The organism is Bradyrhizobium sp. 172, from assembly GCF_023101065.1.
Taxonomy (GTDB): Bacteria; Pseudomonadota; Alphaproteobacteria; order Rhizobiales; family Xanthobacteraceae; genus Bradyrhizobium; species Bradyrhizobium canariense_D.
Genome location: NZ_CP064701.1, coordinates 1429623 through 1444237, shown reverse-complemented (window position 1 = coordinate 1444237; position 14615 = coordinate 1429623). Strand labels below are relative to the sequence as shown.

Here is a 14615-nt window from a genome sequence, read left to right as displayed (position 1 = left end):
AAGGATCTTACGTGTTCAACAAGACCGCGCCGATCGCAGCGGCCACCGCCTGCTGCGCCGGCTCGACCACGGGCACACCGATGGCATCCGCAATCGCCGCGCGGTGCGAGGCCATGCCGGCGCAGCCCATCACCACGACATCGGCACGGCATTGCGAGACCAGCGCGCGGCCGGCTTCAATCAACCGTCCCCGGATGTCCGCGCCTGCCGTCTCCGCCGCGCTCGCGCCGACCGACCAGCTTCCGGCATAGCGGCTGTCGATGCCCATCAGCCGCACCATCCGCTGCTGGCGGCGAATGCTCGACGGCGACAGCGCGATGACGCCAAATCGCTCGCCCAGCATCATTGCGCGAAAGATGCCGCACTCGGCGATGCCCATCACCGGGCGCCCGCCGGCCGCCTCGCGCACCGCATGCAGGCCGGGATCACTGAAGCAGGCGAGCACGAAGGCATCCGCATCGGCGCGCGACACACGGTTGACCAGCGGCATCACCATGCTGTCGGCGTCGCGTTGCGAGCTGATGCCCGGCGGCCCCCCGGCAAGGCCGACGACCTCGATTGCGGGTCCGCCGGCGATGCGTAGCGGCGCGACGGCGTCGTCGATCGCCGCCGTCACCGATGCGGAGGAGTTGGGGTTGATGACGAGGATACGGGTCATGGCGTGGCTCAACTTTTTCCGGCCTCGTGGCGCAGGAAGTTGGCCGCGATCTTCTCACCGGTCGTGATCCAGACATCCGGGCACGACTTTGCGTAGGTCAGGAATTCGCGCAGCAGGCGCAGCCGCATCGGTCGACCGCTGCATTGTGGATGCAGCACGGTCGTCACCATCGCGCCCCAGTCTCTGGTTTCGTCGAGCTCGTCCTTCCAGATCGAGAGCACATGCTCCTTGGGGAAAATCGAGCGCGGACTGAAGCGCGCGGACAGGCCGTGCATCCAGTCGTCATAGCTGGCGGTCACCGGCAGCTCGATCGTGCCCGGCTTGCCGTCGGCGAGACGATGGCGATAGGGCCGCACGTCGTCGCGGAACGAGGAGGTGTAGACGATGCCGTGGCGCACTAACGCCACCCGCAGTTCCTCGGTGAATTCGCCGTAGGGCGCGCGGTAGCCGGTCGGCCTGACGCCGAGCCGGCGCTTGAGCGCCTCGAACCCGCGCTCGAGCTCCTCCTCGATCCAGGGATCGCCGGGATCGGGCAACAGATGGTGATAGCCGTGGTGGCCGATCTCGTGACCGGCCTTGAGAATGGCCTCGGCCATCGCCGGATGCGCGTCGACCGACCATCCCGTGACGAAGAAGGTCGCCTTGAGATCGAGCTGTTCGAGCAGCTCCAGGAGCTTCGGCGTGCCGACGCGCGCCTCATAGCCGCCATAGCTCATGGTGATGAGCCGCTGGGCGTGCACCGCGTCCTTGCTGGTCCAGGCGCTCTCCGCGTCCACGTCGAACGACAGGAACATCGCCGAATTGTACGGCTTCGGCCAGGGGTATTCCGGTGCAGGATCCGCGGTGTTGGCCGGAACGAGCGGAATGCTCTGGAGTGCCTTACTGTCCAGCATTGATGGTCGCCTTTTCGAGTGCGTTGTCGGTCAGTTTCCACTTGGCGAGGAGCGTGCGATAGGTGCCATCCGCGATCAGTGCATCGACCGCCTCGAGCATGGCTTGCTGCAGCGCCTTTTCCTTGACCGGCAGAGCGATGCCGGTGAATTGCTGCGCGATGGGCTCGCCCACGGTCGCATAGGTGCCGGGCTCGAGGTCCATGATGTAGGGCAGCGTCTCGTTGCCCTGGGCGGCGGCATCGATGCGGCCCTGCCTGAGCTGGGTGCGGGCGTCGGCCGAGCCGTCGGTGCCGACGAACTGGATCGGATTGGTGCCGCAATTCTTCTCGCTCCAGGCCGCGATCTGCGCGGGGAACATGGTGCGGCGGCTGGCGCCGACCTTCTTGCCACAGAGCGCGGCTGCGTCCTTGAACTCCGCCTTGCGCGACTGCTGCACGAAGAACTGCGGGCCGCTGCGCAAATAATCGACGAAGGACGCGATCTCGTGCCGGCTGGCATAGTCCGTGAAGCCGGACAGGATGGCGTCCACCCGCCCGGTCGAGATCGACGGCATGAACTCGGCAAAGCTGGTCTCCTGCCACTCGATCTTGACGCCGAGCTTGCGGCCGATGGCCTCGCCGAGATCGATGTCGAAGCCGGACAACGCGTTGGTGGCGGGATCGCGGAACTCCATCGGTGGATAGTTCGGCACCAGCGCGACCTTGATGCTGCCGCGCTTGGCGATCTCCGCCGGCAGCTCGACTGCCATGACCGGAGCGCTCATGGCGCCAACGAGTGCCGCCGTAACCAGAAGTCTCTTCATCGATACGCCCCCATTCAGATCACTGCCGAAAGAAATGCCTTGGTACGCTCCTCGCGCGGCGCGCCCAACACATCGGATGCGCGCCCGTGCTCGATGATCGCGCCCTGGTCCATGTAGACGACGCGGTCGGCGGCCTCGCGCGCGAAGCCGAGTTCGTGCGTCACGACCATCATGCTCATGCCGCTCCGCGCCAGCTCCTTCATGACCGCCAAGACCTCGCCGACGAGCTCGGGATCGAGCGCGCTGGTCGGCTCGTCGAACAGCATCAGCATCGGCTTCATGGCAAGCGCGCGGGCAATCGCGACCCGCTGCTGCTGGCCGCCGGAGAGCTGGGCGGGATACGCGTCCGCTTTGGCCGACAATCCGACGCGCCGCAGCAGCTCGATCGCCTCAGCGCGCACCTCGTCGGATTTTCGGCCTTGAACCTGGAGCGGACCCTCTGTGATGTTTTCGAGCGCGGTCTTGTGCGGAAACAGGTTGAAGCGCTGGAACACCATGCCGGTTTTCAGCCGTTGCCGCCCGATTTCGCGCTCGCTGAGCCGATGCAGTCGTCCGCCCTGCTCGCGCACGCCCAGGAGCTCGCCGTCGAGCCAGATGCCGCCGCTGTCGATCGCCGCGAGCTGGTTGATGCAGCGGAGCAGTGTGGTCTTGCCCGAGCCGGAGGCGCCGATCAGACACATCACCTCGCCGGGCCAGACGTCGAGCGTGACGCTCTTGAGAGCCTGGAACTCGCCGAAATTCTTGGCGACGGAGCGAATCGCGACGAGGGGTCTTGTCATCGCGCGAGCCGCAATGTGCCGCGCGCAAAACGGCGTTCGAGCAGCATCTGGAGCGGCGTCAGGATTGAGACGACGAGCAGGTACCAGAGCCCGGCCACGATCAGGAGCTCGATCACGCGCGAATTGGCGTAGTAGATGTTTTCGGCGTTGTGCAGCAGTTCCGGATACTGGATGACGCTGGCGAGCGAGGTCGCCTTCACCATGCCGATGAACTCGTTGCCGAGCGGCGGGATCACCACCCGCATCGCCTGCGGCAGCACGATCCGGCGCAGCGCACGCAGGCGTCCCATGCCAATCGCCTGCGCGGCCTCATATTGCCCGATATCGACTGACAGCATGCCGGCGCGCATCACTTCCGAGGTATAGGCACCCTGGTTGATGCCGAGCCCGAGCAGCGCGGCAAGGAACGGCGTCATGACGTCGACGGCGCGCGCACTCCACAGGCCGGGAATGCCGATGGTCGGAAACACCAGCGCGAGATTGAACCACAGCAGCAGTTGCAGGATCAGCGGCGTGCCGCGGAACAACCAAGTGTAGCCGGCGGCAACGGTCTTCAGTACCGGGTTGGGCGACAGCCGCATGATCGCGACGACGACGCCAAGGAAGATACCGAGCGCCATCGCCAGCACCGCCATCACCATGGTGTTGACGATGCCCTCTATGATCACCTTTGCGGTCAGGAAGCGGCCGACATAAGACCATTCGATCTGGCCGCCCGCAAAAGCGCGCCCGATCAATGCAAGCACGAGGACGATCAGCGCCGCGCTGAGCCAGCGAAACCAGTGCGGCTCGCGCGCGACCCGCATTCCCGACAGATCGGGAAAACCCTCCGCGAGTGCCGGTGCCGGCTTCATTGCGGCGCCGCGTTCAGCATGGGCTGGGCGACCGCGTTGCCGCCAAGGCTCCATTTGTCGAGGACGGCCTTGTAGGAACCGTCGGCGATCATCGCGATGAGCTTCTCGGTCACCACTTCACGAAGCGCCGCATCGTCCTTGCGGAACATGATGCCCTGATAGCCTTTGGCAAAGGGCTCGCCGATCACGCGGTATTTGCCGGGTTCCTGCGTCTGCGCATAAGGCAGCGTCTCGCTGCCCTGTACGGCGGCGTCGATACGGCCCTGCTTGAGCTGGTTGCGAACGTCGATCGAGTTCTCGCCCGGCACGTACTGGATCGCCGGCTTGCCGGCCGGCTCGCAATTCTGCTTGCTCCACTTCTCGATCTCGACCGGGAAGCTGGTGCTGCGGGTGGTCCCGACCTTCTTGCCGCAGAGATCGGTCGCAGCCTTGGCTTCGTTCTCCGCCATCACGAAGAACTGCGGGCCGGTCCCGAGATAATCGACGAAATCTGCGGTCTCGCGCCGCGAGGCGCGATCGGAGATGCCGGAGATGATGAAGTCGGCGCGCCTGGTCTGGAGCGACGGGATCAATTCGGCGAACGGCGTCTCGCTCCAGACGATCTTCACGCCGAGGCGCTTGGCGAGCTCGTTCGCCAGATCGACGTCGAGCCCGACGAGCTCATTCGTTGCGGGATCGCGATATTCCATCGGCGCGTATGTCGAGTTGACCGTGAGCTTCAACGCGCCCGCCTGCTTGATCTCGGCCGGAAGCTCCGCCGCCTGCGCGGACGTGGCGGCCGTCAGCGCTGCGATGCCGAGGAAATACGAGAGGCGCGTCATATCGGCTCCTTTGCCAACGTTGCTGGAACGTCCTGTCAGTCCGCGTCGAGAACCGCGGGTTCGATGACGCCGGCGCGTTCGGTGATCACCCTGTATTGCTCCGGCCGCCGGTGCGCGGCGAAGTTGAACATCTTGTCCTTGCCCTGGCGGCAGAGGTCCAGATCGATATCGGCGACGATCACCTCGTCGGTCAGCGTTGCGGCCTGCGCGACGATGCGGCCATTGGGATCGACGATGCAGGAGCCGCCGATCAGCCCGGAGCCGTCCTCCTCGCCCGCCTTCGCCACCGAGATCGCCCAGGTCGCGTTCATATAGGCGTTGGCCTGCGTCACCAGCGTGGAGTGGAAGGTGCGCAAGGAGGCATCTTCCGTGCTACCGCCATTGGGATCATAGGCCGCCGAATTGTAGCCGATGCAGACAAGCTCGACGCCCTGCAGGCCAAGCACGCGCCAGGATTCCGGCCAGCGGCGATCGTTGCAGATCATCATGCCCATAATGGCGTGGGCCCAGGCCGAGCCGGCGCGGAAGGCCGGAAAGCCGAGGTCGCCATAGTCGAAATAGCGTTTCTCAAGCTGCTGGTATCGCGCACCTTGTCGCGGCTCGACCGAGCCCGGCAGGTGCACCTTGCGATAGCGGCCGAGCAGCTCGCCGTCGCGGTCAACCAGGATGGCGCAATTGTAGCGGCGTCCATCCGGCGTCAGCTCGGCATAGCCAACATAGAAGCCGACGCGCAGCGCACGCGCACGGTCAAACAAGGCGGCGACGTTCGGGTTCGGCATTCCGCGTTCGAAATAATGGTCGAGCGCGTCGCCTTCGAGCAACCAGCGCGGAAAGAATGTGGTGAAGGCAAGCTCGGGAAACACCACGAGGCTGGCGCCGCGGCCGGCCGCCTCTTCCAGCAGCGCAAGCATCCGCGACAGCGTATGCTCGCGCGGATCGGCTTTTTGCGTCGGCCCCATCTGTGCGGCGGCAGCGCGAAGGACACGAACCAAGATTGCCTCCAATCTGTGCGCAGTGGCGCCTCAATGGGCGGATGAACCCTTTGATGCGACGTGCAAATCCGCGGCCATTACGCGGAAGCGGGGCTGCAAAATCAATTCGTTCTGCTATGATGTTTTGGCCCAGAGTATAATCGGCAGTGATATGAACCTGCGCCAGCTCGAGATTCTCCGCGCCGTCATCCGCCACCGCACCACGGTTGCGGCCGCCGACGAACTGGCGCTGTCGCAGCCTGCCGTCAGCAATGCGCTGAAGACGATGGAGGCGCAGGCGGGTTTTGCGCTGTTCGAGCGCGTCAACAACCGGCTGTTTCCGACCACGGAAGCGATGGCGCTCTACAAGGAGAGCGAGGCGATCTTCGCGCTGCACGCAAAGCTCGAGAACCGCGTGCGCGATCTGCGCGAGAACCGCTCCGGGCATCTCGCGCTGGTCGCGACGCCGCCGCTCGCCTACAGCATCATCCCCGCGGCGCTGTCAGGCTTCCTGCGCCGCCGCCCGGAGACGCGGGTGTTCTTCGACGTGCGGCGCTATGAGGGCATCATCGAAGGCGTGCTCAACCGCGTCGCCGAGCTCGGCTTCGCGCTCGGGCTGACACATCATCCGGGCATCGCCCATGAGGTGGTGCACACCGGCGAGATGGTCTGCGTGCTGCCGCCGCAGCACCCGCTCGCCGACCGGCCGGTGATCTCGGCAGCCGACCTGTCCGGCCTGCCCTTCATCGGGCTCGAGCGCGGCACGCGGCTTGGCGAGGCCGTGCGCGACAGTTTCGCACGCGCCGGCGCGCCGTTCCAGCCGACCGTCGAGGTGCGCTACTGCAACACGGCCTGCGTGCTCGCCGCCGCTGGCGTCGGCGCCGCGGTGGTCGATCCCTTCTCGCCACGGCAGAACGGCGGGACCGGCCTCGCCGTACGGCCGTTCGCGCCGACGACGCACGCCGTGGCCTATATGCTATGGTCGGAAGCCGAGCCGCTGTCGCGCCTGGCCAAGGCGTTTCTCAACGAGGTCCGGAAAGAGAGTGCGCTGCTGGAGCGCACAGCGCCACACCAACAACATGGGGCAGGAAGCGACTGAGCTTGACCTTTACCGGAGGGCACATGGCACGCATCACCATCATCGAGACCGGACAGGTCCCACAAAAATATTGCGAGCGCCACGGTTCATTCCCGGACATGTTCGAGCGCATGGTCCGCGCCGAGGATCCGACAGCTACGGTCGAAATCGTCAGCATCCCGAACGGCGATGCGCTGCCCGATCCGCGCAATTTGGAGGCGGTGCTGATCACCGGCGCGGCCGCCGGCGTCTATGACGGGCTCGACTGGATCGCGCCGCTGGAAGATTTCGTGCGCACGGCCTACGCCAACAGGACACCCATGGTCGGCGTCTGCTTCGGCCATCAGTTGATCGCGCAGGCGCTCGGCGGCACCGTGCGCAAGTCGGAGAAGGGCTGGGGCATCGGCCGGCACGTCTATCAGGTGCTGCCGGACAACGGCGTCGTTGACGGCGAAGCGGTCGCCATCGCCTGCTCGCATCAGGACCAGGTGATGGAGCCGCCCAACGATGCGCTGACGATCCTCTCCTCCGATTTCACCCCGCATGCCGGCCTGCTCTACGCCAACGGCGCGACGCTCACCCTGCAGCCGCATCCGGAGTTCGACGTGGAGTTTGCGCAAGTGTGCTGCGAGCTGCGCATCGGCAAGGCGCCGGAGGATGTCGTTGCCACCGCGAGGGAATCACTGGCGCAGCCGATGGATCACGCCAAGCTTGGTGGCGCGATTGCAAGGTTTCTGGCGAAGCGTACGGCAACGTAGTCCGCAGCTCTCGCCACGCAGACTCTTCCCTTCTCCCCTTGTGGGAGAAGGTGGCGCGAAGCGCCGGATGAGGGGTCTCTATCCGCGGATTCAATCGCGAGAGGTGCTCGCTGAGGGAGACCCCTCACCCGTCTCGCCGCTTCGCGGCGAGCCACCCTCTCCCACAAGGGGAGAGGGAAGAAAGCGACAAGCTCGTCTTGATAGGCCTCAGAACGGATCCGTCCCCAGCCCCACCACATCCGCAGGCCTCGGCCCCGGTGCCGGCCAGTGAAACCGCCGGTCCTTCTCCGCAATCGCGATGTCGTTGATCGAGGCCTCGCGGCGCCGCATCAGGCCGTGCTCGTCGAACTCCCACTGCTCGTTGCCGTAGGAGCGATACCACTGGCCGCTCGCATCGTGCCATTCGTACTGGAAGCGAACCGCGATGCGGTGTTCGTCAAACGCCCAGAGGTCCTTGATCAGGCGGTAGTCGTGCTCCTTCTCCCATTTGCGGGTGAGGAACGTGACGATGGCCTCGCGCCCCTGAAAAACCTCGGAGCGATTGCGCCAGCGGCTGTCCTCGGTATAGGCGAGCGAGACGCGCACCGGGTCGCGCGAATTCCAGGCATCCTCGGCCATGCGGGCCTTTTGCGCTGCGGTCTCACGGGTAAAGGGCGGGAGCGGCGGGCGCGACATGAGGGCCTCATCGGTTGGCGGGAGTGCAATCTATCGCCGCGCGCGGAGGAGTCGAGAGGCCGTCCGCTATCGCCCGATCACGAAATCAGATCAGCCTTCATCAAGGCGCGGATCGATTTCGGGATCGGCTGGGCACGTCCGCCGCTGATGAAGGCGACCTGCACCTCGGCTTTGACCAGCACGACTTCGCCGCGCCGCACCTCCTGCGCCAGCATGATGGAGGCGCCCTTCACGGCGACCGGCCAGGTCACGACATCGAGCACGTCGTCCATCCGGGCAGGCTTGAGGAAATCGAGATGCATCGAGCGCACCACGAAGGCGAAGCTTGCCTCTTCCGCCCCGGCCTGCTCGAACAATGCCTGCTGCTCGGCGCCCATCAGCCGCAGATGATTGGTCCGCCCGCGCTCCATGAAGCGCAGATAGTTGGCGTGATAGACGATGCCGGAAAACTCTGGCTTGCCAACATCGCAACACAGCGCCTTGATTTCATTGGGGCGTTGGAGGGCTATAGCGTGAACAAGCGTAGATTTATCCATGCCCTTCCATGGCGAGCCGCAGTGACTTCGGGATGCGCTGTGCTTATCCGCCCGAGATAAATGCCACGCGTCGCGGGCCGTGACTAAAAGATCGTCTCCGCGCCTACATTCCTGGAGCAAGGCAATCGATGCGCCCCTCACCTCTTCTGGAACTGTGACAACCTCAAGCAGGTCGTCCAAGATTGCCGGTTTTAGAAAATCGATGGTCATCGAACGGACCACAAAGGCAAAGCCTGGCGCATCGTTCTGCGCTTCTTTGAGGAGCTCTCGCTGATTCGTTCCGAGCAAACGCAAGTAATTTGTTCTGCCGCGTTCCATGAAGCGCAAGAAATTCGCGTGATAAACAATCTGGCCGGAGTCCGTATCTTCGAAATAGACGCGGACCTGCATATGATGGTGACCGCCGCGAATTTCGCCATCAAGAGAAGCTGTCACGGTACGATCCCCCCAATTGTGGTCCCGAGAACCAATTGTCTTGCATACAGGCAATTTACTGAGCAATCGTCAAAGCTCTTGGGCTCGGCTCCTGCAATCTGAAAATTCAGCGCCTACCGTGTGAATGCTGCCTGCACTTTGGGGATCTACAGCGGCGCCGGGCTGCCATCGTGCCAACCCAACCGGACTGAAAATCAAACGCTCTTGCCGAGCGGCAAGAGCGCAACGTCTGCGATCCAACTGCGGCTTCGAATGTTCCCAGGGAAGTCCAAATCCCGGGCTTGCAACACTCAATTCCTTCGGTTGGCCGAAGGGCAGATACCGCGGCTCGCGGCGTAGATAAAGTACGCTATCGCCCGACTGAGCACAAAGCCCCAAGACGCATGCGGGCATGTGGTAGGGATGCTTTGTCGATTCCAGGGCGTTCTGCCTGTACATATGGAATGGCGCAGCTCCGTCCCACTACTCAATGGTTGCGGCGCGCCGGTTCGGGCTGCTAGGTCGCGTTATGTACGTTTTGGCAGAGGCGGAAAATGAGAAGGATTGTTCGGCGCACATGCCTCACGGAGTTTGTCAAATGCGCGTGTGAATCCAAAAAGGCTAATTTGCTCACCGAAGATTTCCCGTTCCACGTCATATGCAGACAGAATTGCCAACCAATCTTTTTCTGACAAGCGTTGGATGAGCAACTGTTGATCGTATGGCAGGGCTTGGTACCCCGCGTTTTCGTGGCGACTCGTGAACGGGTTATCTTGTTTGAACTCTCCCCGTTTGGCAATGTCGGACACGTTTTGGGAGCTTGGCTCGGTATCGTACCTGACCAGATCCTTCATTGCGGCCGTACGCTTGACGAAGTCCTCTTGTACACCGAGGATCTTGGCTATAGCGATCGATCCGGATATTCGACTGTTCAAGAAGGCAAGTGTTTTCGGATTCATTTCCACCAAGGTGGGCGTTAACGGGAGGGGCTGGCTTCGCTCAAACCCCGTAACCGAAATCCATCGACCATTCGAGATTTCGTCAAACAGATTCCCATTTCTATACTTGAGCTCTATGCCAATCCCTTCTTGAATTCGTTCTGTGGGCTTATCGATCTTCACCCTCATCGAATTGTCATTAGTTGCGCGATCTACGACGAATTCGATACCTGTTGCTGGACGGAGTGTTGATAGGGCATCCGCATCGACCAGGTACCAGAAGCCGGCTGCGGTGTTTGGAAGCGCATCCTGAAACGGAATGTAGCGAAGTTTTGTCTGCTTCCCTGTGCCGAACAATCGCATCTGCCACATGCGGAACTGGTTCTTTTCCAACAATGAATTTCCGTATGCAACGCCCGTCGATTCGATAAAGCAAATCTGGGAACGCCTGCCGGCCTTCATACCAAGGACTTCGTAATCGCCTTCTTTTGCGAGAGATTGGGCCTCTTCAATCGAGAACAGATTGGTGAGAGGCCACGCAGGGGGCGTCGGCACTTCGTTCACGCCAAACACAGCGCGCGCGCTTTTGAAGTGTGTTCGCTTTAGTGCTTCCTTGACTTTCGGCGCATCGACAAAAAAGACGAAGTCGCTTTCTCGCCTGCTATCCAGGATCGGGCCCCATTGGGGAAGAACGCGGTAGTTTTCATAGCGGTTTACCAAACCTCGTACTTGGGACATCAGGTCGGTCAGCGTGATCATCCCATCTGGCGTCGCCGCAGGCTGATCTGGTGGATTTCCTTGGGGTGGCTGATTTTGCCCGCTCGCTGACATCCAGACCGGCGGCTTGTTCGTTCGCAAAATGGAGATGATGGTCTCGAAGAACACGCTCCCCATCCCCTTAGGTCCCGCGTACACGATGTCTTGCTCGCGGCCAGCTGTGGCTGCGACGGCGGCTTCGTCCTTGAAAGACGGTTGCCCGAACCGCAACCTATCCCGCAGAAACGCTCCGCCTTCGCACGAGTTCAGCAGGGCAAGGAATTGGTGTGACGCAATAATCGTTGGCCTCAACATCGATCGCAAATCGGTCATGGAAATAGCGTCGTCTGCGCTCTTCTGACTGTCAATAATCAAGCGTTCGGCACGTTGTGTAAGAATATACGACTCGTTGGCCCAGAATCCTCCATGTCCGCTGTATGCAAACACAACTTGTGAACCAAAACGATTTTGAAGGATCGATGGTAGGTACTCTGAAAAGAGCCGAACAAATTGAGTGGGCTCCACAGCCTCATTCTTGGAAACGATGACTACATCGTAGGCCAGAAAATTCGCGAAGAGATCGATAAGATTCTCTATATCCTTTCCTGCGGGTGGAAGCGTGGGCTCTTTGGCCATCTGCGGATAGCGGTCTATGCCAGCTACCACGGCTACTCTAAGGGGACGCGTTGCGCGGGCGTCGAGGCCAAAGAGTATCCTGAGAAGCTGGGACCAAGGAGTTGGTGCGGGTTGATCATCGCACCTTACCACCGTGAATCTGGCATCGGCTGGCACCTGCGGACAGGCGAGAGCGCTTTCGCAGTACAATGCTGCGGCCATGACGAGCAGTCGCCATAGCCTCGCGGTGAGAAAACGAGGGGGACGCATACTACCTGCTAGCTTTGGTTCGCGTCGTTGTGCGAAGCAACGTTTCCCAAAAAAAGCCGGTCTGGTAGGCCAGCAAGAAAAGAGTCGCAACCCCAAGCAGCGATGTGTCATTGGCCGACTCTGCGAGCTTGATGACCGGTATGAGAGTCATGGGTGCGCAGCACGCGGGGCGGACAAATGCAGCCAAAGGAGCACGAAGGGTACCGAGCTTGAAATACACGCTGCCGACGATGCCAAGGAGCGCACCAAAGATAGCCGCCAGCAGGTGCAAAGGTGAGAAGTCAGACAGCTTGTCGCCGAACGGAATGGTCGGGTCGCCGGTATTGAATGGGTTGAAGAAGACGCCTTTCGCAAAAAGTAGGCAATAGAATGCAAAAGTTGCAATGGCGATGTTCACTCCTAGCTTTCCGACGAAAGGAAGCTCCGATCGAAACGTCAGAAAAATCGTCAGAGCGGCAGAAATCACAAAAAGCAGCAAATAAACCATGACGTGCTCCGCAGGAACTAACTCCAATAAAGTGTCGCGTGCCAGTTATCGCGATCTTACTCGATCAACACCGCGCTCGCACGAGCGCTGCTCCAAATAGGCCTCCATCTCGGCCTTGTGCGATTCCGCTTGCTCGGCCTCTGCCTGGCGCTGCTGTTGTTCTACCGGCCGAATGGTATTGTTTTCCTGTCATCTGCCATCTCTCGTCCTTCGTCCTGTCGTTTTTGTCCTGCAGGTCCGTCGAACAGCCTTTCGAGGGACTCTGAGATCTTGCCAAGAAGTTTAATCCGCCGCTTCCGAGCGTGTCGAATCCGTCGCGGCGCGGCGCCCTCCGCTTTCATGGCCAAAACCCGTGCGAGGCCGTGCAACTGGCTCGCGGAATAAGCTTCCTGGTATCGTTCGCGGTAGTGCTCCGTGCGGGGCCTACATGCAATTGGGCCTCGCGGTCGATGCCTTGATCTGCCAGGCTGCGCCGGTCCATCCTTATGTCATATCCGGCCCTCTGAAGGACGATATTGGCTTCCTGCTCTCATCCCTCTTGGAAGCGCTCGGCACTGCCACGCTCGGTCGTCATCACAACCCGTTTGCCGGTTCTCGGTCACGATCCCTGAAAATGATGTGGGCGTGAGGATTATCGAGGTCTTTTGGCCCAGCGTGGATGGCGGCCGCCCAGGAGGCCCGTCCTTCGGTGGCAGAAGGCATATACAATGCTGACGTTTTCATCTTCATCGTGGGTCAGCTCTAAGGGAAGGGCCACCACCACCTTGTCGATAACGCAGGCATTCTTGCGCTCGGCCTGCTCTTCCTGATCCAGCCCCCCTCATAAGGCCGGACCGGTCGTTAGGCATCCGGCGGCTGATGATTTCCATGCAACGGTCTTGACCGGTGGCGTAGCGGGCAAAAAGCTGGCGGAGCCGGCAGCATGGGTGCTCCGGCCAAAAAAGCTGTGATTGAGGCTGGAGATCGCCATTGGGCGGCTCCAGGATACTCAGCTACCCGGACCCAACTGTCTCATGAAAAAATGCGCTATGCAACCGGCGGATGTTTCTATGGCGGTGAGAATATGACGGTGCCAATCTAAATGCCAATTGCGTGGGGCCGCCCTTGGGCGGGTTGGGGAATTCAGCATGTCAGTTCATGGGACAGCCCGATGGGCGACCCGCGACGAGGCAGACGATTCCGAGCTGCTGTCATCGTCGGGAATGTTTGTCGGGTTCGGGTGGGAGAGCAAGAACGACTTTGAGCCCTTCCCGATACAACGCTGATCTTAGTCAGCCCATTGTAGGTGACGTCGGCGGCGGCAAATTTACCAACGCGATTGCGCCGTTTCTTTTCGGTAGCGGGCTTGATGATCAAGCCGACGTCGTTGTCGACCCGGAGGGCGAAATTGCTCAAGCAGCCGGACCCTTCTTCCATCGGGCTTTCGCCGCTAAACAGAATGTGTTCGTGCTTGATCCTTGGAATGAGGCCGGCACGGGTTCGACTGCAACTCTCAACTTTCTTTCGCTGATCGCTGCCACAACCCCAACCACGTGGACGACGCAGGAGATTGAGAACAGAGACTACTGCTCGCTCGCGAGATACGCGTATGAACGATCGCGCGCATGGACATGCAAGAGGGCTGGAAGGAGCTTCGCGGACGTCTTGCGACGTCTCCGCGACCGACGATGAGCAAATGTCGGAGTTGCTGCGCGTGTCCGGGCTCGCGCCCGAGGCGCCCCGGATCGGCGACGAACCACCGGGCCGTGCGCGCGCTGTCCCTCGCGATTCGACGCCTATGGCTTTGCCGTCACGGTCGGCCTCGATGGGCCGGCCGATGTCCATGATCGCCTTCGTCCCTCCAAGGGAGGCCGAGGCAGCTTCGAGCGCATCATCGAGCGCGTGCGTCCGCTGTTGAAGCTTCCCGCGCGAACATGTCGGCGTCTGCCTCAGTCCCGGTGTCATCCACCAACTCGGCTTCCTGGGCATCCGGCACATCTTGGACGATCCGGCCCACTGTGCAATTGCGTTGGGGATCGTCAGGTTTCCAGCCGGCACCGGTCCCCACGTTGATCGCGGACAGAGGTCGGTTTGACGCGGACCTGCTCAGTGCGGGAGCAGATTGCGGCGTTCGGGTTCTCCAACCCGCCGGGATAGATCGACTGGCACGCGATGGGGCTGGATGGCAAGCCGATGTCACCGAACCGTCGGGCCGCCAATACGGGACCGTTATATCATCGATGCGCGCGGCAGAACTTCGCGCGCTCGGTAGCGGCGAACCTGAATGGGTCCCCGCACTCTGGCGCTACGCGGCACGTGGAGCGGCAACAC

Annotated in this window: 14 protein-coding genes and 1 pseudogene; 3 read left to right on the top strand and 12 right to left on the bottom strand. The window is 61.8% G+C overall.

What is annotated here, in order from left to right; all coding sequences use genetic code 11:
• Window positions 1-7: 7 nt before the first annotated feature.
• From IVB07_RS06870 to IVB07_RS06840, 7 genes are read right to left on the bottom strand one after another with little or no spacing between them, the layout of a single operon-like run.
• Window positions 8-658 (bottom strand): aspartate/glutamate racemase family protein, encoded by a 651-nt coding sequence (locus tag IVB07_RS06870; RefSeq protein WP_247294022.1) that lies wholly within the window; start codon window positions 656-658, stop codon window positions 8-10.
• Between the two features lie 8 nt (window positions 659-666).
• Window positions 667-1551: a polysaccharide deacetylase gene (locus IVB07_RS06865; RefSeq protein WP_018453746.1), complete on the bottom strand. Its 885-nt coding sequence runs from the start codon at window positions 1549-1551 to the stop codon at window positions 667-669.
• Complete coding sequence (locus tag IVB07_RS06860; RefSeq protein ID WP_026232589.1) at window positions 1538-2353, bottom strand: ABC transporter substrate-binding protein; 816 nt, start codon at window positions 2351-2353, stop codon at window positions 1538-1540. Before IVB07_RS06860 ends, IVB07_RS06865 begins: the two co-directional genes overlap by 14 nt.
• Before the next feature lie 14 nt (window positions 2354-2367).
• Window positions 2368-3132 (bottom strand): amino acid ABC transporter ATP-binding protein, encoded by a 765-nt coding sequence (locus tag IVB07_RS06855; protein ID WP_018453744.1) that lies wholly within the window; start codon window positions 3130-3132, stop codon window positions 2368-2370.
• On the bottom strand, window positions 3129-3986 hold the full coding sequence (locus IVB07_RS06850) for an amino acid ABC transporter permease (RefSeq protein WP_018453743.1): 858 nt from the start codon (window positions 3984-3986) through the stop codon (window positions 3129-3131). Before IVB07_RS06850 ends, IVB07_RS06855 begins: the two co-directional genes overlap by 4 nt.
• Window positions 3983-4807: an ABC transporter substrate-binding protein gene (locus IVB07_RS06845; RefSeq protein WP_247294020.1), complete on the bottom strand. Its 825-nt coding sequence runs from the start codon at window positions 4805-4807 to the stop codon at window positions 3983-3985. Before IVB07_RS06845 ends, IVB07_RS06850 begins: the two co-directional genes overlap by 4 nt.
• Before the next feature lie 35 nt (window positions 4808-4842).
• Complete coding sequence (locus IVB07_RS06840; RefSeq protein WP_083926347.1) at window positions 4843-5799, bottom strand: N-carbamoyl-D-amino-acid hydrolase; 957 nt, start codon at window positions 5797-5799, stop codon at window positions 4843-4845.
• Between the two features lie 151 nt (window positions 5800-5950).
• On the opposite strand from IVB07_RS06840, the gene IVB07_RS06835 reads away from it, so the two are divergent.
• Window positions 5951-6877: a LysR family transcriptional regulator gene (locus IVB07_RS06835; protein WP_018453740.1), complete on the top strand. Its 927-nt coding sequence runs from the start codon at window positions 5951-5953 to the stop codon at window positions 6875-6877.
• A gap of 23 nt (window positions 6878-6900) precedes the next feature.
• A complete protein-coding gene (locus IVB07_RS06830; RefSeq protein WP_018453739.1) occupies window positions 6901-7614 on the top strand; it encodes a type 1 glutamine amidotransferase in 714 nt (237 codons plus the stop codon).
• A gap of 207 nt (window positions 7615-7821) precedes the next feature.
• On the opposite strand, the gene IVB07_RS06825 is transcribed toward IVB07_RS06830, so the two are convergent.
• From IVB07_RS06825 to IVB07_RS06805, 5 genes and pseudogenes are all read right to left on the bottom strand, one after another.
• On the bottom strand, window positions 7822-8289 hold the full coding sequence (locus IVB07_RS06825) for a nuclear transport factor 2 family protein (protein WP_018453738.1): 468 nt from the start codon (window positions 8287-8289) through the stop codon (window positions 7822-7824).
• A gap of 77 nt (window positions 8290-8366) precedes the next feature.
• Window positions 8367-8825, bottom strand: coding sequence for a YbgC/FadM family acyl-CoA thioesterase (locus tag IVB07_RS06820; RefSeq protein WP_247367512.1), 459 nt, complete (start codon window positions 8823-8825; stop codon window positions 8367-8369).
• Between the two features lie 43 nt (window positions 8826-8868).
• Window positions 8869-9260, bottom strand: a pseudogene (locus IVB07_RS06815) (YbgC/FadM family acyl-CoA thioesterase).
• A gap of 506 nt (window positions 9261-9766) precedes the next feature.
• Window positions 9767-11770, bottom strand: coding sequence for a caspase family protein (locus IVB07_RS06810; protein WP_247367505.1), 2004 nt, complete (start codon window positions 11768-11770; stop codon window positions 9767-9769).
• A gap of 49 nt (window positions 11771-11819) precedes the next feature.
• Window positions 11820-12305 carry a hypothetical protein gene (locus IVB07_RS06805; protein WP_247361062.1) on the bottom strand — a complete coding sequence of 162 codons (486 nt, stop codon included), beginning with the start codon at window positions 12303-12305 and terminating at the stop codon, window positions 11820-11822.
• A 427-nt stretch (window positions 12306-12732) separates the two neighbouring features.
• Here IVB07_RS06805 and IVB07_RS06800 point away from each other — a divergent pair, with 427 nt between their 5' ends.
• Window positions 12733-12933 carry a hypothetical protein gene (locus tag IVB07_RS06800; protein ID WP_039798712.1) on the top strand — a complete coding sequence of 67 codons (201 nt, stop codon included), beginning with the start codon at window positions 12733-12735 and terminating at the stop codon, window positions 12931-12933.
• Window positions 12934-14615 lie beyond the last annotated feature (1682 nt).